The organism is Stenotrophomonas sp. STEN087 (assembly GCF_056759115.1).
Map to the genome: position 1 here is coordinate 1 of NZ_JBRRCR010000033.1, position 22,464 is coordinate 22,464.

At 63.0% G+C, this 22,464-nt stretch carries 26 protein-coding genes; 12 read left to right on the top strand and 14 right to left on the bottom strand.

The window, feature by feature from the left end; translation table 11 throughout:
• Positions 1 to 59 precede the first annotated feature (59 nt).
• From ACVOK1_RS10850 to ACVOK1_RS10865, 4 genes are all read right to left on the bottom strand, one after another.
• Positions 60 to 572 (bottom strand): cysteine peptidase family C39 domain-containing protein, encoded by a 513-nt coding sequence (locus tag ACVOK1_RS10850; RefSeq protein ID WP_481562028.1) that lies wholly within the window; start codon positions 570 to 572, stop codon positions 60 to 62.
• A 21-nt stretch (positions 573 to 593) separates the two neighbouring features.
• Positions 594 to 1,829 carry an ABC transporter permease gene (locus tag ACVOK1_RS10855; RefSeq protein WP_481562029.1) on the bottom strand — a complete coding sequence of 412 codons (1,236 nt, stop codon included), beginning with the start codon at positions 1,827 to 1,829 and terminating at the stop codon, positions 594 to 596.
• Positions 1,826 to 3,118 (bottom strand): ABC transporter permease, encoded by a 1,293-nt coding sequence (locus ACVOK1_RS10860; protein WP_481562030.1) that lies wholly within the window; start codon positions 3,116 to 3,118, stop codon positions 1,826 to 1,828. Before ACVOK1_RS10860 ends, ACVOK1_RS10855 begins: the two co-directional genes overlap by 4 nt.
• A 72-nt stretch (positions 3,119 to 3,190) precedes the next feature.
• Positions 3,191 to 3,370, bottom strand: a complete 180-nt coding sequence (locus ACVOK1_RS10865; protein ID WP_164074200.1) for a hypothetical protein — start codon at positions 3,368 to 3,370, stop codon at positions 3,191 to 3,193.
• Positions 3,371 to 3,787: 417 nt separating this feature from the next.
• On the opposite strand from ACVOK1_RS10865, the gene ACVOK1_RS10870 reads away from it, so the two are divergent.
• Positions 3,788 to 4,567: a hypothetical protein gene (locus ACVOK1_RS10870; RefSeq protein ID WP_481562031.1), complete on the top strand. Its 780-nt coding sequence runs from the start codon at positions 3,788 to 3,790 to the stop codon at positions 4,565 to 4,567.
• 49 nt (positions 4,568 to 4,616) lie between these two features.
• Here ACVOK1_RS10870 and ACVOK1_RS10875 read toward each other — a convergent pair whose 3' ends face one another.
• Together ACVOK1_RS10875 and ACVOK1_RS10880 are read right to left on the bottom strand one after the other, a co-directional pair.
• Positions 4,617 to 5,024, bottom strand: coding sequence for a hypothetical protein (locus tag ACVOK1_RS10875; protein WP_481562032.1), 408 nt, complete (start codon positions 5,022 to 5,024; stop codon positions 4,617 to 4,619).
• Positions 5,025 to 5,076: 52 nt separating this feature from the next.
• Positions 5,077 to 5,919 (bottom strand): hypothetical protein, encoded by an 843-nt coding sequence (locus ACVOK1_RS10880; RefSeq protein ID WP_481562033.1) that lies wholly within the window; start codon positions 5,917 to 5,919, stop codon positions 5,077 to 5,079.
• Between the two features lie 194 nt (positions 5,920 to 6,113).
• On the opposite strand from ACVOK1_RS10880, the gene ACVOK1_RS10885 reads away from it, so the two are divergent.
• A complete protein-coding gene (locus ACVOK1_RS10885; protein WP_481562034.1) occupies positions 6,114 to 7,619 on the top strand; it encodes a YifB family Mg chelatase-like AAA ATPase in 1,506 nt (501 codons plus the stop codon).
• Between the two features lie 30 nt (positions 7,620 to 7,649).
• On the opposite strand, the gene ACVOK1_RS10890 is transcribed toward ACVOK1_RS10885, so the two are convergent.
• From ACVOK1_RS10890 to ACVOK1_RS10905, 4 genes are all read right to left on the bottom strand, one after another.
• Positions 7,650 to 8,075: a hypothetical protein gene (locus ACVOK1_RS10890; RefSeq protein ID WP_481562035.1), complete on the bottom strand. Its 426-nt coding sequence runs from the start codon at positions 8,073 to 8,075 to the stop codon at positions 7,650 to 7,652.
• A gap of 31 nt (positions 8,076 to 8,106) precedes the next feature.
• Entirely contained in the window at positions 8,107 to 8,739 is a 633-nt protein-coding gene (locus ACVOK1_RS10895) for a DUF4253 domain-containing protein (protein ID WP_481562036.1), read from the bottom strand.
• A gap of 321 nt (positions 8,740 to 9,060) precedes the next feature.
• Entirely contained in the window at positions 9,061 to 9,396 is a 336-nt protein-coding gene (locus ACVOK1_RS10900) for a hypothetical protein (protein ID WP_481562037.1), read from the bottom strand.
• Between the two features lie 45 nt (positions 9,397 to 9,441).
• On the bottom strand, positions 9,442 to 10,638 hold the full coding sequence (locus tag ACVOK1_RS10905) for a GAF domain-containing sensor histidine kinase (protein ID WP_481562038.1): 1,197 nt from the start codon (positions 10,636 to 10,638) through the stop codon (positions 9,442 to 9,444).
• A 194-nt stretch (positions 10,639 to 10,832) separates the two neighbouring features.
• Here ACVOK1_RS10905 and ACVOK1_RS10910 point away from each other — a divergent pair, with 194 nt between their 5' ends.
• The 4 genes from ACVOK1_RS10910 (at position 10,833) to ACVOK1_RS10925 (ending at position 13,764) form a co-directional block, all read left to right on the top strand.
• Positions 10,833 to 12,203 (top strand): alpha/beta fold hydrolase, encoded by a 1,371-nt coding sequence (locus ACVOK1_RS10910; protein WP_481562039.1) that lies wholly within the window; start codon positions 10,833 to 10,835, stop codon positions 12,201 to 12,203.
• A gap of 150 nt (positions 12,204 to 12,353) precedes the next feature.
• A complete protein-coding gene (locus ACVOK1_RS10915) occupies positions 12,354 to 12,851 on the top strand; it encodes a YciE/YciF ferroxidase family protein (protein WP_108770300.1) in 498 nt (165 codons plus the stop codon).
• A 74-nt stretch (positions 12,852 to 12,925) separates the two neighbouring features.
• Positions 12,926 to 13,207 carry a hypothetical protein gene (locus ACVOK1_RS10920; protein ID WP_481562040.1) on the top strand — a complete coding sequence of 94 codons (282 nt, stop codon included), beginning with the start codon at positions 12,926 to 12,928 and terminating at the stop codon, positions 13,205 to 13,207.
• A 2-nt stretch (positions 13,208 to 13,209) separates the two neighbouring features.
• Positions 13,210 to 13,764 carry a cysteine hydrolase family protein gene (locus ACVOK1_RS10925; RefSeq protein ID WP_481562041.1) on the top strand — a complete coding sequence of 185 codons (555 nt, stop codon included), beginning with the start codon at positions 13,210 to 13,212 and terminating at the stop codon, positions 13,762 to 13,764.
• Between the two features lie 23 nt (positions 13,765 to 13,787).
• Here ACVOK1_RS10925 and ACVOK1_RS10930 read toward each other — a convergent pair whose 3' ends face one another.
• Positions 13,788 to 14,210 (bottom strand): BLUF domain-containing protein, encoded by a 423-nt coding sequence (locus tag ACVOK1_RS10930; protein ID WP_481562065.1) that lies wholly within the window; start codon positions 14,208 to 14,210, stop codon positions 13,788 to 13,790.
• Between the two features lie 278 nt (positions 14,211 to 14,488).
• Here ACVOK1_RS10930 and ACVOK1_RS10935 point away from each other — a divergent pair, with 278 nt between their 5' ends.
• The 3 genes from ACVOK1_RS10935 to ACVOK1_RS10945 all read left to right on the top strand — a co-directional run bounded on the left by ACVOK1_RS10935 (position 14,489) and on the right by ACVOK1_RS10945 (position 16,899).
• Complete coding sequence (locus ACVOK1_RS10935) at positions 14,489 to 16,090, top strand: ATP-binding protein (protein ID WP_481562066.1); 1,602 nt, start codon at positions 14,489 to 14,491, stop codon at positions 16,088 to 16,090.
• Positions 16,091 to 16,225: 135 nt separating this feature from the next.
• Positions 16,226 to 16,480, top strand: a complete 255-nt coding sequence (locus tag ACVOK1_RS10940) for a hypothetical protein (RefSeq protein WP_481562042.1) — start codon at positions 16,226 to 16,228, stop codon at positions 16,478 to 16,480.
• Complete coding sequence (locus ACVOK1_RS10945) at positions 16,477 to 16,899, top strand: low affinity iron permease family protein (RefSeq protein ID WP_481562043.1); 423 nt, start codon at positions 16,477 to 16,479, stop codon at positions 16,897 to 16,899. The genes ACVOK1_RS10940 and ACVOK1_RS10945 overlap by 4 nt, the downstream gene beginning before the upstream one ends.
• Before the next feature lie 13 nt (positions 16,900 to 16,912).
• Here ACVOK1_RS10945 and ACVOK1_RS10950 read toward each other — a convergent pair whose 3' ends face one another.
• Together ACVOK1_RS10950 and ACVOK1_RS10955 are read right to left on the bottom strand one after the other, a co-directional pair.
• A complete protein-coding gene (locus ACVOK1_RS10950) occupies positions 16,913 to 17,362 on the bottom strand; it encodes a BLUF domain-containing protein (RefSeq protein WP_481562044.1) in 450 nt (149 codons plus the stop codon).
• 146 nt (positions 17,363 to 17,508) lie between these two features.
• Complete coding sequence (locus tag ACVOK1_RS10955) at positions 17,509 to 17,940, bottom strand: BLUF domain-containing protein (protein ID WP_481562045.1); 432 nt, start codon at positions 17,938 to 17,940, stop codon at positions 17,509 to 17,511.
• A 212-nt stretch (positions 17,941 to 18,152) separates the two neighbouring features.
• Here ACVOK1_RS10955 and ACVOK1_RS10960 point away from each other — a divergent pair, with 212 nt between their 5' ends.
• Genes ACVOK1_RS10960 through ACVOK1_RS10970 form a run of 3 tightly spaced genes read left to right on the top strand, consistent with a single transcriptional unit; the run spans position 18,153 to position 19,897 of the window.
• Positions 18,153 to 18,650 (top strand): YciE/YciF ferroxidase family protein, encoded by a 498-nt coding sequence (locus ACVOK1_RS10960; RefSeq protein WP_481562046.1) that lies wholly within the window; start codon positions 18,153 to 18,155, stop codon positions 18,648 to 18,650.
• 52 nt (positions 18,651 to 18,702) lie between these two features.
• Positions 18,703 to 19,341, top strand: coding sequence for a DUF6766 family protein (locus tag ACVOK1_RS10965; RefSeq protein ID WP_481562047.1), 639 nt, complete (start codon positions 18,703 to 18,705; stop codon positions 19,339 to 19,341).
• 1 nt (position 19,342) lies between these two features.
• Positions 19,343 to 19,897 carry a cysteine hydrolase family protein gene (locus ACVOK1_RS10970; protein ID WP_481562048.1) on the top strand — a complete coding sequence of 185 codons (555 nt, stop codon included), beginning with the start codon at positions 19,343 to 19,345 and terminating at the stop codon, positions 19,895 to 19,897.
• A gap of 19 nt (positions 19,898 to 19,916) precedes the next feature.
• On the opposite strand, the gene ligD is transcribed toward ACVOK1_RS10970, so the two are convergent.
• The gene (gene ligD / locus ACVOK1_RS10975) at positions 19,917 to 22,463 is read right to left on the bottom strand and encodes a DNA ligase D (RefSeq protein ID WP_481562049.1); all 2,547 of its coding nucleotides are present in this window, start codon (positions 22,461 to 22,463) and stop codon (positions 19,917 to 19,919) included.
• Between the last annotated feature and the right edge of the window lies 1 nt (position 22,464).

The following is a 22,464-nucleotide window of genomic DNA, read 5'->3' on the forward strand; positions in this document are numbered from 1 at the left end:
TTTGACTACATCGAGCGACGCCATAACCCAAGGATGCGGCGAAGGGTCGCCAGGCAGGATCAGAAGGTTGCAGCTCTTTTAGAACCGTCCGTGATATCGGGGTAGAACCCGGGGCTTGGCTCCACCGGCATGTCTTCACACTGTCTGCTACCGCCAGTAAACCGAAGCAGTGCACCGGAGAATCGCTTCTCCAATTCGGCGCAGGAAAGAACCAGCTCACCGACAGCCGGGTCGAGCACAAGAAACTGCTCGGATCCATATCGTTCGACGACCACGAAATGGCAGTCATCAACCAGAAGAACGCAGGTCGCATCAAGCTTACTCAGCGCTGACCCGGTTCCGGCAAACACGCGGTGCTGCAAGCCAAGGTCGCGGGCAATCTCCGAGAGACGAGCAACCGTCGTACCTCGAAGTGAAACCGGGTATCGACGCCGCAGCCAGCGAAGGGTTACCCGCCGATCGTATCTGGCAGCGATCATCGCCAAGCATGCCAACCCACACTCCGTTGACTCGGACTGAAGGACGACGTCTCGACTCCGAAGCATCCAGCGATGCCACAACCCAAGAACCATGCTCTTCTCCTGGACGCGCGGTCATCGCTGGCGAAACGCCAGGGCGGGATCAACCTTGGCCGCGCCCAAAGCGGGAATCAGAGCGGCGATCTGGCAACTCAGCAACGTCAGTCCCGCACCCAGCGCCACCGAAGCGGCGCTTACTGCAGCCATCTCCAGCTGGAGCGCAAGAAGACGATTCACCGCTACGGCCAACCCTGCACCCAGGATCACGCCAAGCCCGGCAACAAAGGCACTCTCCACCGCAAAGAGGGCCACCACGTCACGCCGGGATGCCCCGAGAGCGCGCCGGATGGCAATCGACCGCTGTCTGGAAGAGACCCAGTAGTGGCTCATTCCGAACACCCCCAGCGCTGAAGAAGCGGTCACAACAACAACCACTGCCAGCAACACATTTGACCTGGATGCGTCCTTGGCGAAGTGCGCTGTCCTGAGCTCGGCAACGGAGCGAACCGGCTCCTGTACAAAGCCAGGCATGGACGAGGACAGGGCGCGAATCACGGCCCGCTTCGCCTCCAGATCAAATGGCACGCTCCGACGGACGGCATACAGCCCCCCGATACTCTCGGTATCGATCTTCACTTCCGAGATCACGGCCTCGTAGTCGCTGGCATCACCGGTGGATGCGCTCCTGAAGTCTGCCGTGATACCCACGACTCGCAGGGTCAGCGGATAGCTGCCCCACACCTCGGCGTGGATCATTTTCCCAATAGCCCCGCCCGCAGGGAAAAGGCGCTTGGCGAGACTCTGGGTGACGACCGCTGGCACGGCCAGCGTGCTGTTGGGCTCAAGTACGTCCTCTACGGCGGGTGCCTGCAGGCTATCCAGTGCAACGCCCTGGACAACTGACGTACCCAGTACGCTCGCGAGCTGCTCACTTCCAAAGTAGATATACGGGTGCCCTGACGCATCGCGGTTGGACTTCTCCAGCCACACCGACCCACGCTCCACCGCGAAAGGGACCGGGCCGATTGCTGCGGCACTGACACCTGGCACGTCCCGCAGTGCACGCAGCCCGGCGCCCGAACTGGTTGCGGCATCTTCGAAGCCGATGACGCCTATGTTCTGCACCACGGCGATACGGGCCTCGCTCAGGCCGGACTCGGCATCGATGCGCTCCGAAGCCTCCAGAACAATGGTGGATATGTTTGCAAGCACCGCCATGGAAACTGAGATCTGAAGCACCATGAGCGCGACTACGGTGAGGTGCTTCGACACCGTTCTCAGCGTCGTCATCATCGCGTGAACCAGCGTCATGGCACTTCCCCCATGCGCAACGATACGAATCGCTGGCTGGCTCCCCACAGCGGAATCGACGCCGACAGAAGTGCAGACATCGCCGCGATCAGGGGGCACAGGGCCACGTACCACCACGCAATGGAAAGGTGCGACGCATACGCACTGGAGAGATCCTGCACGACCCGGAATCCGAGGAAGACCATTGGAATGGAGACGAGTCCTCCGGCGGCCCCCAGCACGGCTGAATGAACGGCGAGCTGCCTTACGATGTCTCCTCGGGTTGCGCCAAGCGACCGGCGAATGGCGATCTCCCTGGACCGACCCACGAAGCCAGCCAGGAAGAGCCCGGCGGCATTCACGAGGCAGATGACCAGGACACCGGCTGCGAACCACAGCTGTGTACTGACTTCATCGGGAAGTACGTCATTGATCGCCAGCCACTCCTTGAGCGGTGCCACGCGGGAGAACACGTCAGTGGCTCTGCCTGAATCGACCTGCGCCAGCCCATAGCGGTGCAGCGCACTGCTGAATGTGCCGAGCGCCTGCGTGTCGTTCAGCTGGACCCATAGCTGCAGCCACGCGCACGATGGGCTCTCCGGATCCTCAGGGACGCCGTCGCGACAGGACATCGCACCCATGCCGTAGTCCTTTGGCAGCGCACGCCATGCCGCCAGCGGGATGTAGAGACGTTCGCTCTCCGCGTAGGCACCGCCCCGAAGATCGTGGAATCGTGGAATGGGATTCCAGTCCTCCACCACGCCGACGATGGCGAAGCTCCGCGTGGCCAGCTCAATCTGTCTGCCCACCGCAGATTCCGATCCGAACAGCTCCCTCGAGAGTGACCGAGAGATCACTGCAACGCGCGCTCCATTCTGGTCATCATCGGATCGCCAGAAGGCCCCGGAGAGCACCTTCAGGTCGAGCAGGGAATGCGCACCTGACGTAAAACCTCGAACGGCAATCATGCCGAGCGGCCGATCCGTTCCCATGGGCCTGTAGGGAAGCCAGGATGATGACGTTGCGACGCTCGGGACGCCGTTGAGCCGAGTGATCTCCTGCACATCGTGGAGCGACAGCACAGGCAGCGGCCGGGCAGAGCTGGATCGGGCGGCATCATCCCGAAGATCAAGCTCCACGTGATAGAGAGAATGACTGATGCTGGGTGCGGGGTCGCCACCGAGACCGATCCGGATCAGCAGCATCGTGGCAAACGCGCTTATGCCTGTTGCCACGGCGAGCACGATCAGGATGCTGAGAAGTTTCGATCTATGGATGCCGGATAGTGCGAGTTCCAACGCGTATCGCATGCGCTCCTCTCCTTGGTACGCTGGAAGAGATGCGCCGCCGCAAGGGCGGCACATCAAGTGCAAGTCTCAGGATCACTTGCATGCACAGCCGGAAACGCAGTTCCCGCTGTTTACCTTGCAGACCGCGCCGGCAGCCTGGACGCCTCCGGCGCCCAGCATTTCCAGAGCGCGCGGGTCACGCACTTCGCAAAGGCCGTTCTCGTCATAGACGAACGGGTGATTGGTTTCAGCGGTCTGTCTGATCTCTTTCATAACCTCTCCTTGGCGCTTCGATGTGCCCCGACAAGCCCAGCGGCTCGTGAGGATCTGCCGATGTACGGCAAATTCGATGCCCGCGGCCTCATGCGGGTCGAGTACGTTTCTTCCACTCCACCCTTCGCTCTGCCAATAGATTCTTGCTATCGACGGCATCCGAGCCTGTCGCAATCGCGGGAATCAGTTGATACGCCAGCGCTTCATCATCTGCGTGGCACAGCTGGCGGCCTTTGCTCTCTGCGTGCCCATGAGATGCACTTGATGCCTATGACGTCACGCAGGAAGTGGACTGCCCCGTGATCGACTTTGGACCGCCTCGCAGACAACGGGTCCCACATCCCCTTCTTCCGTGATAGCGTCTGAACGACCACACCGGGCACCGGACGCCCCTCGATCCCGACAGGAGTCACGATCATGTTTCGATGCTGTGCGTTGTTGTTAGCGCTGGCCCTGCCCGGCGCCGCGATGGCCGCCGACGGACTGGATCCGGCTGCCACCGAGCGCTGCGTGGCCTGGATGAAGGAACGCCCATCCAGCGCGCCGGCGGAGGTACGAACGGTCGCACCCGATACGCTTTGTGCCGACTTCACCAGCAGCTTGACCAGCGAAAGCCGCGATGCGTTCCTCACGCAGATGGCGAACATCCCAGCCGATATCACGCCGCAGGTGATCGTTCGCTCGCTGGGCGGCGACGTCGAGCTGGGCATGGACATGGGCGATGCGATTCTTGATCGCAAGGCCAGCGTCCACGCCTATCAGGTATGCGTGTCGTTCTGTGCCAACTATCTGTTCCTGCCCGCGCACACGCGCCACGTCATGGCCGACAGCGTCGTGCTGTTTCATGGCGGCATCGTGCCCCGCATGAAGAAGCTGCCCGACGTCACCGCCGAAGGCAGGCAACGCCTGCAGCGCAACATCGAACGACAGGATGCGTTCCTGCGCCGCGCGTCAATCTATCCGCAGCTGTTCGAATGGATGGACAGGCTCAACCAACCCAATCTCATTGTCATGCGGCACTGCCCCGCCGACCGCGAGATGACATTGATGCAGCTCTCTGATGCGGTACTGGCCGGCATCGGCGCGCCGGTGTCGAGCAACGCAGGCCCTCAGAGCCAGGAGGCGGTGGATGCGTTGATGGCGCGCTATGGGCCGGCGATGGCGGTGTGTTACTGGGACCACGCAGCAAAGCTCTGATCTGCTCCTGCCTGATCTGGGGCAGATCAGCGGCAGTAGTACGGCATTGCTACGAAGTGCAGCAGCTTTGACGGCGATGCAGCAATCGTCCCGGGATCGCCGAACGTTGCGTAGTTGATCGTGCGTCGCAGCGTCGCCCTGGGGGAATGCGATGCTCACCGCAGCCACCGGGGCAGTACATGCTGGAGAAACTGCTGCTCGGCACCAGCGCCTGTGCATCAACCTGCAGGTAGGTCGATTCCTGCGACACATCGAAACCGCCGATGTCATTTGGCCAGTTCTCGGCAGAGACGCACATCGCGCGCGTGTCGAGGGAGGTCAAGGTGATCTCGAATCTGCGCGCGTCAGCGTTATCGAATATATCCAGCCGGAATTTTTCCGCCGCGGACGCTGGAAGGGTGTTACGCAGGACGCCAGCAACGCCGTCAGTCCCAGCAGGATGCGCCCGCGTGGCCATGCCATACAGAAATCCCTCCCTTCCCCAGCGGCGCGCGACGTCCGTCCTGTACTCATTCGCACAGCCGGGTAAACGAATCCGAATCGCCGCCCCGGCCGGCAAATGCCTTCTGGAACTGGGACTGCACGTCCCTCTCCAGCACCTCCACTGCCGCAGGCGACAACCTTGCGGCGTGGGTGCGGGCATCCACGGCATAGGTCGCAGAAAGTGCGGAATCTTCGATTCCCATCTGCATGAGCCGGTAAATCCGGTAGGCCATTGCAGGCTCGAACGGCAGCGACCCCGTCACATGCGGGTGCGCGTTGAGTCGGCCAGACGCGGCGCGCACCATCAACCAGCTGCCCCTGGCAATGCCAGCCTCGATCAAGCTGCGGGCCTGTGCGGCGTAGAGGGCTGCAAACCGCGCGTAGGCAGGCGTTGCATGCGCGGGTTCCGCCCACGGCATTGCGACGAAGCAGGCAGCGGCACGCGCGTCGCCGGCCACTGCATTGTCCAAGGCCAGCAGATAGACCTGCAGTGCCGCGTTGTCCGGCGGCACGCTCTGCTCCCAGGATGCGCATGCGGCGCGGCGACCATCGATCAGGCGCACCCTCTCAAGATAACGCGCAAGCGTCGGCTTCGGCAGCGCCGCCGCCCGCGCCTGGAGGGATGACGTCGCATCGGGATCGATCCCATCGCTTCGCAGAAACGTCTCGAACTGGCGCCTGGCCAGGCAGTGGCGCACATAGCGGTAGGCGGAAGCGGACGAGGTCTGATCGGTCGCTGGAATGCCCTGCAGCAGCTCGGCAGTGGTGCCGCGCGCAGGTTCGTTGATGGTCGTGGTGGCAGCAGCGATCTTGCCCGCACCGAACAGGCCCACGAGTACCCAGCCCATCGCAATCGTCTTGACGCGCATTCCGGCTCCTTGCCAATCGTGGTCGGGCACGTCCGCAGCAGCTGCGGCATGGCTTCCAGCCCGATCTGCTGCAACTTTACCCTGAAGCCTATCGCCGCCGCCCGGAAAAACCCTAGGCAGCGCACCTGCAAAGGCCGATGGTCGCCCACCGTGCGCAGACGGCACCATCAGGCCATCCTCTGCAGGAACCACACATGAGCCTGGCGCTGGTCTACAGCCGTGCCCGCGCCGGGGTCGATGCCCCGCTGGTGCGGGTGGAAGTGCATCTGTCCGGCGGCCTGCCGGTCACCCAGATCGTCGGGCTGGCCGAAGCCAGCGTGCGCGAGTCGCGCGAGCGCGTGCGTGCCGCCCTGCTGTGCGCGCGCTTCGATTTCCCGCAGCGGCGCATCACCTTGAACCTGGCCCCGGCCGACCTGCCCAAGGAGGGCGGCCGCTACGATCTGGCCATCGCGCTGGGCATCCTCGCCGCCAGCGGCCAGGTCGAACCGCAATCGCTGCTGGGCTACGAGTTTCTCGGCGAGCTCGGCCTGACCGGCGAACTGCGTCCGGTCAGCGGCGCGCTGCCCGCCGCGATTGCCGCCGCCGAGGCTGGTCGCATCCTGGTGGTGCCGCCGGGCAACGCCGCCGAGGCTGCGCTGGCCGAGCATGCCGACGTGCGCGTGGCCCGCACCCTGCTGGAGTGCTGCGCCGGGCTGGGCAATCCACGCCTGCTGCCGCCGGTGCAGCGCGTGGACACCACGCCGCTGCCCCTGCCCGACCTGGCCGACGTGCGCGGGCAGGCACACGCGCGGCGCGCATTGGAAGTGGCCGCCGCCGGTGGCCACCATCTGCTGCTGATCGGCAGCCCCGGCTGCGGGAAAACCCTGCTGGCCTCGCGCCTGCCCAGCCTGCTGCCGGACACCGAGCAGAACGAAGCGCTGCAGTTGGCCGCGATTGCATCAGTGAGTGGCGAAGGGCTGGACCCGCGGCGCTGGCGGCAACGGCCGTTTCGCGCGCCCCACCACAGCGCGAGCGCGGCGGCGTTGGTAGGCGGCGGCAATCCACCCTGCCCCGGAGAGATTTCGCTCGCCCACTACGGGGTGCTGTTCCTGGACGAGCTGCCGGAATGGAACCGCAGTGCCTTGGAGACGCTGCGTGAGCCCTTGGAGTCCGGGCATATCCGCATCGCGCGTGCGGCGCGCAGTGTGCAGTACCCGGCGCGGTTCCAGTTGGTGGCGGCGATGAATCCTTGCCCGTGTGGATGGGCGGGGGACCGCAGCAATCGCTGCCTGTGTACGGATGAGCGCATCACCCGTTACCGCGCACGCGTATCGGGGCCGCTGCTGGACCGCATCGACCTGCATATCAGTGTGGCAAGGATGGATGCGGTGGAGCTGCGGGAAAGTACGCCGCTGGGCGAGCCGAGCGCGGTGGTGCGCGCACGGGTCGAAGCGGCGCATGCGCGGCAGCGCGCGCGGGGTGCGTTGAATGCACATCTGCCGCCGGCAGCGCTGCGGGCATGCACGCGGTTGAGCGAGGGCGATCAGGATCTGCTGGAGCAGGCAATTGAACGCTTGCAGCTCTCAGCGCGGGCGATGCACCGGATTCTGCGGGTGGCTCGCACGATTGCGGATCTGGATGCGTGCGAGCGGATCGGGACGGCGCACCTGGCGGAGGCGATTGGATATCGGCAGTTGGATCGGGGCAAGGCGGCTGCCTGAAAGCATCTCCGCTACCAGCAACGTGCCCTATCAGGGACGCATGGCCACTACCTGCTGCCGCGAACTGTCGTTACGAATATCCCATCCAATCACCCTGGAGACAAAGCGATAAAACTCCATCGAGTCGCGGATCCTTCCCTCGCCTCCGGCAATGGTGACCCTGACTGCCTCCCCGTCAGCCTTGGTCAAAATCACCGCTCTGCTGTCTATGCCATCAGACACGTTCACCGCAGAGATCTGGTCGTACCTGACGCTTCCTGTCAGGCCCCCATCCCATGCGAGCCCATCCTCGAAGACATCAACGATATCCATCCCTCCAGGATTGCTGTAACGCCCGATCCATTTCCCAAGCCGGACTCCCGCGATTGGCTGGCGCGCAGAATCGTCCACAGACTCATAGCCACCCAGGCGACCCAGGATTCGCTTCGCCCTGACTTCCACAGCTTGATTGATCACTTCAGTAATTCCTCGATCAGACACCACACCATTAGTCCCACCAGAGGACGATCACTCCTTCCTGTTTGATCCCCGCCTGAAGTGACTCGATGTCACCCACCCCTTGGTCAACGATATCCGGGCAGAACTCATAAAGCCTTTGGGAGAACTCTGGAAGATCCTCTGGAATGGACTTGAGTTTGAGTTGAACGGTGTCGGTCTCAGCCTGCCAGATATCAATCCCGAACTGAGCGTCCCACCGTCTCAGCTCCTCGATGATCTGATCGGTGGTCATGTCATGGTTGACAGCATCCGTAGCCGCCAGGCGGACGATGTCGAACTGGTCCTGACCCGGTGCCATGACCAGTTCAGCGCCCTTGATCCTGGGGTCATCGATATTGTGGATTGTCCCAACAAAGGCGACGTAGCCGGAGGGCACCTGTCCCCGGACCGATTCAAGCAGTTTCTGCGCACTCTCGACAGGCACGATGACCGAATAGCCACCTGTTCGCTTTGCCCTGCCAAAGTCATTTGTCCAAAAGTCGCGAACGTCTGACTTCGCAACCGTGGCGAGCAGCGCCTGCGGCGTCCCCGGGGGCGGCGGCGGCGCACCGACGCATGCATTCAAGCCTGATGCTGCAAGGAGGAGTGCAAACATCCTTCCAATGGCTGAGAATTTTTTCATGCTGTCTCCAATCCTTGAATGATGGCAGACGCTAGCGCCGTCCCTCGGCGCGGGCCGCTTGCTCCTCTGCCTGCTTGGCCATCTCCAACGCCGCATCCACCTGCGGCAGAGCCAGATCCTGCACAGCAAACAGCCCAAGTGCCGATTCGCGCGTGCGGTACGTTACGGTTGAGCCAGCGGGCAGGATGGTGCCCGCCAGATGCTCGTCGCAATGCCCGATGGGCAGCGGTCCGCGCGCAGTCTGCAGTACAACAGCGAGGTGCGTGCAGGGTCGCCGGTACAGGCACGCGCGTGCAGAGGGCTCGTGCCTTGCGCTGTACATCACGATCCCCTTCGGGTGTGCTCGACCCCGAGGGCGGAGGCCAGGACCAGCCCCGCACCGTAGACGGTGAACACCCAGGCGGCCCCCAGTGCCACAGGAATCAACACCCATATCGGGGAGTACGGCGAACGCGCCAGCCTGCGCCTGCCATGAAGAGGTGAGTAAACCTCCTCGGGCCTGGGCTGCGCCCACACGGCCCAGAAAGTGGCTGCCACTGCATTGACGCCGCCGGCGATCAGCAGTCCCCTGCTGGGTTGAAACTCCGAATTCGCAAACCCGATCACGCCCAGCAGCCCGGCGATCACAAATACCCACTCAACCAGCGATCCACGCATGGGTGTCATTCTCGTCAAGTGCAGGAAACAGCCTTCGACCCTTCCTTATGAACGTCCCGCGCTTGGCATCTGGAACGTAAACAAGGTTCCCGCGCCTTCATTGGACGCAACCTCGAGCGTCCCGCCGTGAGACCTGGCAATTTCCGATGCGATGTAAATGCCCAGACCCAGGCCGGGCCTGGGCAGCTCGCCCTGCTCTCGCGAAAACGGGCTGAAAATGTTGCCCAGCCTCTCCGACGGAATGCAGCCGGCGTTGTGCACATCCAGCGTCAGACGATTGGAGGCGGCGTGAACCCTCAACGTGACAGGCGCAGAGCGCTCGCCGTGCTGGGCGGCGTTCGTCAGCAGGTTGGCCAGCAGTTGCGAAAGCCTGCTGGGGTCGCAGACCACGCTGCCCTCGATCTGCATCTGAACACTGATGTCCTGGCGGCCGGTTGCGATTGCCACCTCCGCCGCCACGCGTTCGAGATCAGCCTGCAACGAATGGCTTTCGAGCAACGAGATCGGAATGCCGCCACCCAACCTGCCCCGGGCGAAATCGAGCACATCGTTGATCAGCCCATCCATACGGGTGACGCCCGATGCGATGTGCGCGAGCATCTGCTGCTGACGCTCGGAGGTTGCGTCCATTTCCAGCGAATCGGCGGCCACGCTGATCGCCTGCAGCGGGCTGCGAAGATCATGGCCCAGCACCGCAATGAACTGATCGCGCAGGTCTGAAACCCGCTGTGCATCGGAGAGCGCCGTCTTTGCTTCCAGAAGGCGATCCTCCGTGTCGAGGTAGTTCCCAACAAGGTCGGCAAGCAGCTCCATCGATCGCCGGACATGGGCTTCATCGAAGTTGCCCGGCGACGAATCAATAGCGCAGAGGGTGCCGAAGAAGCTGCCGTCCGGGCGATGGATCGGCACAGATGCGTAGCTCTCGAGCCCGTAGATCCGCGGGGTGTGATGCTTGGAATACAGCGGGTGTGCACTGGCGTGCGCGAAAACCACCGAGGTGGGTGACTGCCGGATCTCGTCGCAGATGGTGGTTTCCAGGATCAGTTGCCCGCCTGGGACCAGCCCAAACCCCAGGGTGTCCAAGGTGGCGCAGGCCGTCCAGGTCGTCTCGGTCACCCGGGCAATCGCGGTGAACCTCGAGCCGGTGATATGGGCCACGGTTTCAAGAATGCGCGGCACCGCCTCGATACGACCAATCTCAGCGATGTCGTTCAGGAGATTGGGATCGGTCAGGGTGTGCATGTATGTGCAGTCGGGCGCGGTAGCGCATCATCCCATGAAACCGCCGGGGCAGCCGGGGCGCTGCCTGGTCGGGAATGATTGTCCTCCTCCAGTCAGCACCAGCCAGCAACAGCCGCTCTGGGTTACTTCCGGCATTCGCCCCTTTCCTCGTCCAGCCCTCATCGTAGGCACTCATTCAAGCCAAGGGATGGCCGATGCGTCGTAGTGCGCTGTGGGCGGTACTGCTTCTGTTCTCACCCGTAATTGCCAGTGCATCTGCACCCAAGGCACGTGCTTGCGAGGACGGCACGTCAGCCGCCCTGCTCGGATCACAGTGCGCCACTGTGGACGTTCCACTTCGCCATGCCGATCCATCAGGCGAGCACATCACACTGTTCCTGCGGCGCATCGCGGCCAGTGCGGACGTACCCAGACGAGGCGAGGTCTGGCTGATCTCTGGCGGCCCGGGCGAGTCGGGGGCGTCCCTGTATCCCCTGATCCAGATCTACCAGCGTGCGTTCCCCGGGTTTGATCTTGTGATCCCCGACCACCGGGGCACGGGCCGGTCATCGAGGATCTGCCCGATCCAGGAGGCACCGGAAAGCCCGGCAGGCACGGGGTTGGCAGACGCCGAATGGGGCCCGTGCATCGGCAGCATGTACGCCAACCTGCAGCGCACGTCGGCCTTTTCCATTACCGAGGCTGCGCAGGACCTCGGCACTCTGATGTCACAGGCAGATCGCAGCGGGCAGGTGTTGCTGTATGGCGTTTCCTACGGCACCCAGCTGGCGTTGCGTTCGCTCCAGGTCAATGATCTTGATGTGGATGGGCTCATCCTCGACGGACTGGTGCCGCCCGAGACCACTGAAACATGGGACCTCAGCCGGCGCACCGCGCTTGTTGACCAGGTCGGGCGGCAGAGCATGGATGAACGTAGCCTCCAACAATATCGGACGCTGCTGGCCGTGAAAGATGCGGCCTGGCAGAAGGACGTGCCGGGCGGCGACCTGCGCCGGTTCTTCGCCGCTCTGCTGAGCTTCCCTGCGCTGCGCGATCGAATGCCGAAGATCGTGCAGGACCTTTCCGAGGGTGATGCCCGCACCCTCGTTGCCACAGTAAAGGACTGGAATGCCGCGCTGGCGCAGCTGGGACAGGCAGGAAACAACCAGCCGGCCCTGCCGCTGGTGATGCTCATCGCCGCTTCGGAGAACAACGCACGTCCGGAGCTCAGCATGGAGACCGTGAACGAAGAGGCCAAAGATGCGTTGTTCGTCAGTCCCATTCCCGGCCTGCTCGTCAGTGGCAGTGTCCCGCGTTACCCGCGTGATGACTGGTTCGGAAAAACCCCGGACACCCTGCCACGGACACTGATCCTGCAGGGGACGCTGGATCCGAATACCGCCTACGCCGGTGCCCAGGAACACGCTGCCTTGCTCCGCAGGTCAGGTCCTGTCACGTTCCACACGGTCGACCGCGGTGCCCACCTGTTGCCGTTGGTGGCGCCTGGCTGCTTTGTTGCGGCTGTGGGCAGCTTCATTGGGGGCGGCGTGGTCAGCGAGCGCTGTGAAGAGCCCTCGTTGGAGTGAGAGGGCTCCCCGGGGGCTGCTTATGACCAGGAAGCGCTAACCGAGCGCGAAGATACAGGCTCAAGTCGAGACCTCTCCTTCACTGTCCGTTCGACGGAATTTTCAGGGCACCCCTCTAGTCTGCAGGCTCCTTCACGACGGGATGCCCACATGGCCATCAAGACAGCGGAAGACCTTTTCATCCATGAACTCTCCGACATCTACAGCGCCGAGAAGCAGCTGACCAAAGCATTGCCACGCCTGGCCCGTGCAGCCGACAACCCCGCACTGGCCACGGCGTTTGAAACCCACCTTGAGGAAACGCAGGGACAGATCGAACGCATCGACCAGGTCGTGGAAGTACTGGGCATCCGGTTGAAACGCATCAAGTGTGCGGCAATGGAGGGTCTGGTCGAGGAAGGCAAGGAAGTGATCGATGCAATCGACAAGGGTCCGGTGCGCGATGCCGCACTGATCGGCGGCGCGCAGAAGGTCGAGCATTACGAGATTGCCTCTTACGGCACGATCGCGGCATTGGCCAAGCAGCTGGGCTACAAGGATGCGCTGCCGCTGTTGCTGGAAACCCTTGAGGAAGAAAAGGCCACCGACGAGAAGCTCACGTTGCTCGCCAAAAGTGGCGGCAACGCGAAGGCCGCTCAGGCGGCGTAACCCAGGCACTGGCCTGCCATGACGCCGCCACCAACGGCGGCGTCTTCCTTGCGCACATATACCGAGGTGCCTGCATGCATCCAGACGTCCTGGGCTGGATGGCCACCGTGGTATTGATGGCCACCCTGATCCGGCAGATGGTCAAACAGTGGCAATCTCCTCACCCGGAAACCGTGTCGAAATGGCTGTTCCTAGGCCAGATGACCGCCTCCACCCTGTTTACTATCTACAGCGCGTTACTAGGCTCTACCGTGTTCGTGGTCACCAATGCGCTGCTGCTGTTGACCGCGGTGATCGGCCAGGTGCTGGCGTGGCAGCGCCGCCGCAACGCAAGCGCGGATAGTGATGGACGCTGACCATGAACACGAAAAGCGCGCTGATCATCATCGACCTGTTCAGCCTCTTTGACTTCCCCGAGGGCCGCGCGCTCGGCCCGGCGGCAGTCCGCGCAGCCCACAAGGCCTCGATTCTCATCGCTGCATTCGACGAGCGGGATCTGCCCGTCATCTTCGCCAACGACAACTTTGGCGACTGGAAGCGTGACTTCCCAGGCCTGGTTGAGGCATGTCGCCAGCGTGGCGGGCATGCTGCAGACATTGCCGAACGCCTGGCCCCGCAGCCGCGCCATTACTTCATCCTCAAGCCCAAGCATTCCGCGTTTCTGGCAACACCCCTGCCCGTGCTGCTGGCCAAGCTGGGCGTGCAGCGCCTGATCCTTGCCGGCATGGCGCTGGATTCCTGCGTGCTGGCCACTGCCCTCGACGCCAATTCGCGTGAATACGAGACGGTCGTCGCATGGGAAGCGACCGCTGCCCTGCCGGATCGACAGAAGCCGGCGCTGCAGCTGCTGCAGCGCTCCGGCGCCGCAAAGGTGCTGGGCATGCGCGAGGTCATCGCACTGCTTGATGCATAGCGCCCGGGATCGCCGGGCGAAGATCAGCCCAGATGCGGCTGCACCACCGCGCTCAGGTGGTCCATGGCAGCCCAGGGGCTGCCCTCACGTCCGGCCCGTCTGACGAAGCCACGCCAGTCTGCATAGGCCGCCTGGCTCAGCTCGTGTGCATCGGCAGGCAGCAACCTCATTGACCAATACGGGAACATCCGGCGACCCACGCGCCCGCGCGCCAGCTCGACGATCTCGCGATGGCTGCTGGCGCCCAGAATGCGCGAATACGCCACGCCCAAGGCATCTTCCGGGCCTTCGATGTACTGTAGAAAACGCTGCCCATCGAACAGCAGCACGCCGGTGATCCCGGCATCATGATTGAATCGGGCCGCGTCTTCGACCATCGCGGTCAGGCGCTGTGGATCAAGACCGGGAAGTGCCTCGCTGGCGTAGGCGATTGCGCGGTTTGCCATGGTGCTTATGGATGGGTTTGCCTGTAAGAAAATGTACGGATCCTGCGTCAACGCCGGGTCTTTGCCTGTCCCCTTCGCTGTGAAACCGCGGCCGTCACGCAATCTGTACCGTTCATGTTTACCCTGTGAGGAGATGCTCAACAGGTCTTCACATGCGGCGTTGCGACCTACCGGTGTCCTGTCCCGACTCCCTGGCATACAGACTGCTGCAGGACAGCGCGTGGGTGCACGCGGGGTTGGCTGAATCAGCGCCCGCAGAACTCCGCACCGTGCTGACGATGATCCTGGACTGCCCCGAACCGCTGTGGATCGCGTGGGGACCGGACAACCTGTTCTACTTCAACGACGCATTCTCGCCGTGGATGGGAAACAAGCTGCACGGCGCCATGGCCAGCCCGGTCAGGATTGTCTGGCACGACGTCTGGGACGAGCTGGGCGGCGCGATTGCCGATACCATGGCCGGTACCCATCGCAGCTTCCGCAATCTGCGCGTGTTCATGGATCGCGACGGCACGCGGCGGGAGACCTTCTGGACATTCTCGTACTCGCCCATCCGCATCGCTGACGGCAGCGTCGGCGGCATCCTGTGCGTGGTCAGCGACCAGACCGAGTTCGTCTCCGAACGCACTGAGCACTCACGGCAGGTGGAGGCCATCAGCGAGGAGGCGAGGCTGGCCCATGCCGAACTGATGAGGGCGCGCGAGCAGCTGCGGCAATCGCAGAAGCTGGAAGCCATTGGCCAGTTGACCGGCGGTGTCGCCCACGATTTCAACAATCTTCTGCAGGTCATCACCGGTTCGGTGGACATGCTGCGTTACGGCAGCCCTCGCGACGAGCGGCAGAATCGCCATATCGAGGCCATCGGTGCAGCGGCCGACCGCGCCACCAGCCTGGTGTCCCATCTGCTGTCCTTCTCGCGCAGGCAGACGCTGTCACCCGAAGTATTCGATCTCTGCGCGGGCATCGAGGGATTGGCCGACATCATCCGCACCCTGCTCGGCGGGCGGGTCGGCCTGCAGCTCGAGCTTCCCGACGAACCATTGCATGTGCTGTTGGACAAGACACAGCTGGACACCGCGCTGATCAACCTGGCGGTAAATGCGCGCGACGCGATTGCCGAGCACGGCACGGTGCGCATCTGCGTGCGGCGGGTGGAGGCGATGCCATCGGTACGGTTTGCGCCACCGCTGAAAGGCATGTTTGCCGCGGTATCGGTCAGCGATGATGGGTGCGGTATTGATGCTTCGGTGATGACCCACGTGTTCGATCCGTTCTTCACCACCAAGGGTGTGGGTGAAGGCACCGGGCTGGGGCTCAGCCAGGTGTTCGGCTTCGTCAAGCAATCCGAGGGCGAGGTGGATGTTGAAAGCACGGTGGGCGAAGGCAGCACCTTCGTGCTCTATCTGCCGTTGACACATCAGACGCCTGCGGCCGTCGGTGTGTCCGAGATGCAGTCGTTGCACGATGCCAAGGGCCTGAACGTGCTGGTGGTGGAAGACAACGTGGATGTGGCTGCATTTGCGGTGTCTGCACTGCACGAACTCGGCTGCGGCGTCTTCCTGGCCCGCAATGGCAGCGATGCCTTGGCCGAGCTGGAGCAGAACCATCGGCGCTACCACTCTGTTTTTTCCGATGTGGTCATGCCGGGCATCAGCGGCCTGGAGCTGGCGAAGACGCTTCGCGAGCGCTATCCCGATCTGCATGTGGTGCTTACCAGTGGTTACAGCGAGCTACTGGCACGCGAGACCAATCACGGCTTCGCGCTGCTGCGGAAGCCCTACACGCTGGGTGATCTGGCCCGGGCGATCAACCCGCCCAGAGCGACCTGCGCGGCGGTTGAGCCTGCGGGAGATGAAACGGTGTGGCGCACGCTGTCGTGAACACAGCAGAGGTGTTAACGATTGCTGGCTGAAAGATTGACACCCCTTTGCCTCGGTCTTGATGGGGTCGATCAAGGTGCAGTTTCTATGCTGGGCACGCCATCGGAACAATGGCGACCCCACTGGAGACACACCATGCAACGCGATCAGAAAGACCTTCCCCACCCAGATCCGGAGGCGCGGGCTGTCGATCCCGTCAGCCCGCTGCGGGCGAAACTGCATAACCACCGCAATCATGATGAAGCACTTAAGGAAACCTTCCCCGCCAGCGACCCCATCTCTCCGTTCGTTGCCGCGCCAACGCCGGAAGAGCAGCAGAAGCGCCTCGATGAGCGGGTGAAGTTACCAGACCGGCGCACGGATGAGGAGGCCGCGGGAGGTGAGCAATGATCCGGCCGCGATTTGCGCGCGTCGCGGCCGCGACCGCACGATTGTCCGGCAGCCTGGGAGCGTTTGTCGCCGCGCTGGGCGTGATCATCACCTGGGCCGCCAGCGGGCCTGCATTCCACTTCAACGACACGTGGCAGCTGGTGGTGAATACCGGTACCACCATCGTCACCTTCCTGATGGTGTTCCTGATCCAGCACACGCAGAACGCCGATACCGCTGCGTTGCACATCAAGCTGGATGAGCTGATCCGGGTCAGCAAGGATGCCAACCAGGAGCTGTTGAATCTGGAGTCGATGGAGCCGGCTCACCTTGAGGAGATCCGCCAGCGCTACGAGGCGCTTGCGAAGACGGCGGCGAATATCAAGTCGAAGAAGGAGCGCTGCATGCCCTGCGAAGGCGATCCGGCTATCCACCCCTGAAGAGCACGTCGCGTTACGCGACCGAGGTATACGGTTCAACCCACGACGTCAGAATATCCATTGCTGCTTCGGCCGCCTCCGCATCTCCGGTGCGCTGCGCGAATCCAGTCCAGTCAGCACGCGCCAGTCGCTCCAGCTCATCGGGCTGCATCGGGAGCCAGCGCATCGGCCAGAACGGCAGGCGCCGGCTTCCAACCCTGCCACGGTGCAGTTCGATGAGCCCTGTGTGGCTGGAGGCACCCTGTACCCGCGAGTACGCCACGCTCAAGCCGTCTTCGGGTCCTTCCATGTACTGGAGGAACCGGAGGCCATCGAACAGCAGCACTCCGGTGACCCCGGCATCGCGATTGAACCGCGCGGCGTCGTCAACCAGTTCGTCCAGCTTTCCACTGCCCAGGCCCAACATGTCACCCGCAACGGCTGGGCCGGCTTCGCTGATGTATGCAACGGCCCTGATAGGCATCGGCTGCTCCACTTTTTGCGAATCCCCCCGGAATCCCCCAAGCATAAGCCTTGATGCGAGGAAGGCGTGTTCCGATCGCGTGCATTCTCCGGGTAGATCACGTTCGGTCCGACCAGCGGCAGACAGCGCGTGCCAACGGGGACGTTCTACTGAGGCCGCGCGAGGTAGGGATGCAGATAAACCTGAAGACGGTCCATCGCAGTAGACCGTCGCGGGGACGGGTGGGTTGATCTGACGAACCCCGTCCAGTCAGCACGGGCAACCGAGCGCAGCTGACTGGGATCGGCCAGAAGCCAATGCATGGACCAGTAAGGCAGAAGCCTGCTGCCAACGGTCCCTCGCCCCAGTTCCACGATCTCGGAGTGGAAAGCCGACGAAAGAATACGTCTGTAGGCCAGCTCCACGCCCTCCTCCGGCCCCTCGATATATTGCAGGAAACTGACGCCATCAAAGAGCAGCACCCCGGTCACCCCGGCGTCCAGGTTGAAAGCGGCCGCACGCTGAACCAGCGCGTCCAGATCTTCGCGGTTCCAAGGCTGCCTCGCTTGGCTCATGTAGCCGACTGCACGAATGGGCACACTGTTCTCCTCAGGAGTCAGCACCATAGTCCACCCGTGGGAAGCGCAGGGTGACGGCGCTCCCGGCCTGCCCCGGCGATTCGCTTAACCGGTCATTCTCAAACGCAACCATCACGAGGAATCACATTGCTTCGGCGAGACCTTGACGCTTCCATTGACGGATCCGGGCGCATGGTGGGCTCTCCCTGACCTGCATCCGCAAGGAATGAAAGATGGCCATCAAGACCGCAGAAGAACTGTTCGTCCACGAGCTATCGGACATCTACAGCGCCGAGAAGCAGTTGACCAAGGCGCTCCCCCGTCTTGCCCGGGCGGCAGCCAACCCGGATCTCGCAGCTGCTTTCGAAACCCATCTGGAAGAGACGCAAGGTCAGATCGAGCGCATCGACCATGTCGTTGAAGTCCTCGGTATCCGCCTGAAGCGGATCAAGTGCGCGGCCATGGAAGGCCTGGTGGAAGAGGGAAAGGAAGTCATCGATTCCATTGAAAAGGGCCCCGTCCGGGACGCCGCACTGATCGGCGGTGCGCAGAAAGTGGAGCATTACGAAATCGCGTCATACGGCACCATCGCGGCCTTGGCCAAGCAGCTCGGCTACAAGGATGCGTTGCCGTATCTGCTGGAAACCCTGGAAGAAGAAAAATCCACCGACGAGAAGCTGACACTACTGGCGGAACAGGGTGGCAACCAGGATGCGGCAGAGGCTGCCTGACAGGACCCCTAGTTGGAGCGGTCCTCCGGGCCCGCCTCTCAGGAGCGGAGAGATGTGGCGTCGCAACGGCTTGTCTCTGGTACTGCTGGCATTGATGGCCGTTTTTCTGGTCGCCCAGGCGCTGACCGGATGGCAGGTTCACAACGAAGAGCTGTCCCAGCACGGGGCTCACACGCTTGGGTTGCTTCCTTACCTGGCCACCGGCCACTTCAGCAGCGCCACGTTTGAGAACTGGGAAAGCGAGTTCCTGCAGATGGGCATGTACGTGCTGCTGACCGTTCGCCTGCGGCAACGGGGCTCGGCGGAGTCCCGACCTCTGGACCCCTCGCAGGAACAACCTCGGGTCGAAAAGGACCGAGCTCCTTGGCCGGTGCGACAAGGAGGTGTCTGGAAGCGTCTCTATGAGCATTCGCTTGCGATCGCCTTCTTCGCTCTGTTTGCAATGTCCTTTGCGCTGCATGCGCTGGGAAGTTGGCGCGCCAAGTGCGATGAGGATCGGCTTCAGGGAACGTTGCCGCCTTCCTTCCTGGACCACCTCTTCAGCAGCGACTTCTGGTTCGAGTCCATGCAGAACTGGCAAAGCGAGTTCCTGGCCGTGCTGGCACTTGTGGTTCTTACAATCTTCCTGAGGCAGAAGGACTCGCCCCAATCCAAGCCTGTAGAGGCGCCCCATTCGCAGACCGGGGACTGACATGCCCACTCCAGCCCTCCTGATCGTTGACATGTTCAGCCGTTTCGACTTTCCGGACGGAGAACGCTTGGCGCCCCGCGCCGTAGAGGCGGCACACGCGCTCCATCCGATCCGCGAGGCGTTTGACGAAAGGGACTGGCCTGTCATCTACGCCAACGACAACTTCGGCAACTGGAAATGTGGTTTCCGCGAGCTGGCCGACGAATGCCTGCGCACGCCGGGAGCGCCCCAGCAGATCGCCCGCACGCTGTTCCCCAAGGCGGATCACTACTCGGTACTGAAACCCAAGCACTCGGCATTCCTGTCCACCCCCCTGCAGATTCTGCTGCAGAAACTGGACGCGGGCCCCTTGGTGCTGACAGGGATGGCGCTGGACTCGTGTGTGCTCGCCACGGCCATCGATGCGAATTCAAGAGAGTACGAATGCCTGGTGGTGGAGCAGGCGGTGGCCTGCCTGCCCGAGCGCAGAAGCCCTTCCCTGGATGTGCTGGGCCAATCCGGTGCAGCGCGCGTAGTCTCCGCGAGTTCGCTTCTTCAAAGCCTGGGCTTCACCTGATGGGCGTGGTCACACGCAATCACTCTTCTCGAGCCCATCGGGCCAGGTTCTGGCGCAGCGAATCAATACCCTCCCATGGATCCTTGCGCCGGCGTTTCAGTTTGGCCGGGACGTCCTTGATCGTGAACGCATCGGCACGCTTCAGCGTGGCCAGCTCGCTCCATGCCAAGGGCATGGCCACCGGCGCGCCTGGTCTACCCCGCAGGGAATAGGACGCCACTGCGGTGGCGCCTCGACCGTTACGCAGGTAGTCCACAAAGATCCGCTTGCTTCGCAGGGCCTTGGTGGAGGTGGCCAGGAACCGCTGCGGTTCCGACTGCGCAAGCGCGTCGGCAAACCCTTTGGCGAAGCGCTTGGTCAGATCCCAGTCACACCCAGGGTTGAGTGGCACCACGACATGCAGGCCTTTGCCTCCGGATACCCGCAGGAAGGACTCCAGCTCCAGTCGGGCCAGAAGCTTCCGGATATCGGTGGCAGCCTTTTTGACTTCCGCGAAGGGCACGTCCGGGCCTGGATCGAGGTCGAACACCACCCGGTCGGCCCGGTCCGGCGCTTCGGCATGGCTGCCCCACGGGTGGAACTCCAGTGCATTGAACTGGACCAGCTCCAGCAGGCTGGCGGCGTCGCGCACCACCAGATAATGGGCATTGATGCCGCTGTCCTCCTTCAGCTTGACCGAATCCACCAGCTCCAGCCCGGCAGTGTGGTGCTTCTGGAAGAAGCAGGGCTTTCCAGTACCGGCGGGACAGCGAATGATCGACAGCGGCCGGTTGATCACCTCTGGCAGGAGGTGATCCATCACCGCCGAGTAATAATCCCAGACGTCCTGCTTGGTATAGCCATCGCCAGGGAACAGGACTTTGCCCGGAGAGGAGAGCTTGGGCGGCGCTTGATCGGCTGGGGACTTTGCGGCGGCCTTGCGGGTGGAGGATGCCGTCGATGCTCGCTTCCCCGGGGCGGGCTTTCCTTGGGCGGCACGGTCTGAGTCCAGCAGATCGGCCACCTCCTTGTCGGCTCGCACGGCTTTCAGCGATGCCTGCCGCAACAGCTGCTGCCCGCCGATTCCCCGGTAGAAAACCTCCACCACGAACCGCGGCTCAAACCACTTCGCGGCCCGCAGATCCGTGTCCTCGGTAGCAACGTAGGCCGTTGGCTTTTTCCCTCCGCCCTGGATTTTTTCGCTGATCTCCTGGATCAGCAGGTCGGAAAAGCCAGAGCCCACCCGCCCCACGTAAAGCCAGCCATGCTTGGCGTCGGGCTTGGCCAGCAGGAGCGAACCGAAACCACTGCGGCTGCCTTTGGGCGCCGTGTAGCCGACCACCGCAAACTCGTCGCTGGCCAGCTGCTTGGTCTTGCGCCAGTCGTCGCTTCGGCCACTGTGATAGCCGCGGTCCGCCCGCTTGGAAATGATGCCCTCGAAGTGCTGCTCGCCGGCCATCCGATAGGCTTGGTCGCCATCGCCCTGGATATGAGAGCTGAAGGCCAAGTGGCCGGTCTGGCCCTCCACCAGTTCCTGCAGCAGCGCTTTGCGCTCCACCAAGGGCGCGGCGGCCACGTCCACGCCATCGATGTGCAGCAGATCGAACAACGCGTAGGCCAGTGCGCCTTGGCGCTCTCCGGACAGCGTCGCCTGCAGCAGATTGAAATCTTCCTTGGTGCCTGAGCCGGCGATGAGTTCGCCATCCAGCGCAGCGGAGCGGAGCCCCAGCGCAGCAACGGCATCGCGTATCTCAGGGATCTTGTCGGTCCATTCCAAGGCATTGCGCGACCACAGCCGGACGGCGCCATCGGCCACCGTGGCCAGGATTCGATACCCGTCCCATTTGATCTCATGGACCCATTGATCGCCTTGGGGTGGCGCGTCTCCCAACTTGGCCAACTGGGGCTCGAAGGGACCCGAGGGAGCGGCAGCCTCCTTTGCCTTGGAAAGGGACATGGCCTTGCTGGCCCAGTTCTTTCGACGCGCCCTCTTGGCGGGCACGGCTTTGAGCTTCTTCTTGTCTGCCTTTCCTCCACCCGCCCGCTTGAGATCTTCAGCAGGCGGTGCGGACACGTCGGCCAGCAGGTCGTCCGCTTCCAGATCGCTTGCAAATGCGTCGTCATCCTTGAACAGCAGCCATTGCGGCTGACGGGCGGGCTTGCCGGACCGCACCAGATGCCACCCGCCTTTCAGCTTGGTGCCAAACAGCTCAAAGCGCAGGTGGCCCTTGGCAAGCTGCGCCTCCGGGTCACCCTGGGTCGCCCAGACGCCGTGATCGAACTGCGCGACGTGACCGCCACCGTATTGTCCCTTGGGGATTTCGCCTTCAAAGCCCGCGTAGTCGACCGGATGGTCCTCGACCTCGACCGCCATCCGCTTGACCTTCGGGTCATAGCTGGGACCCTTGGGAACCGCCCAGCTCTTCAGGGCATCACCCACCTGCAGGCGGAAGTCGTAATGCCGTCGGCTGGCGTGATGAAGCTGGACGACGAAGATGGCGCGCTGTCCCTTGGGCAGCGCTTTGCCAGGCTCCGGCTCCCTGGTCTGGTCAAAGCGGCGCTTGCGGCGGTATTCGACCAAGGACACG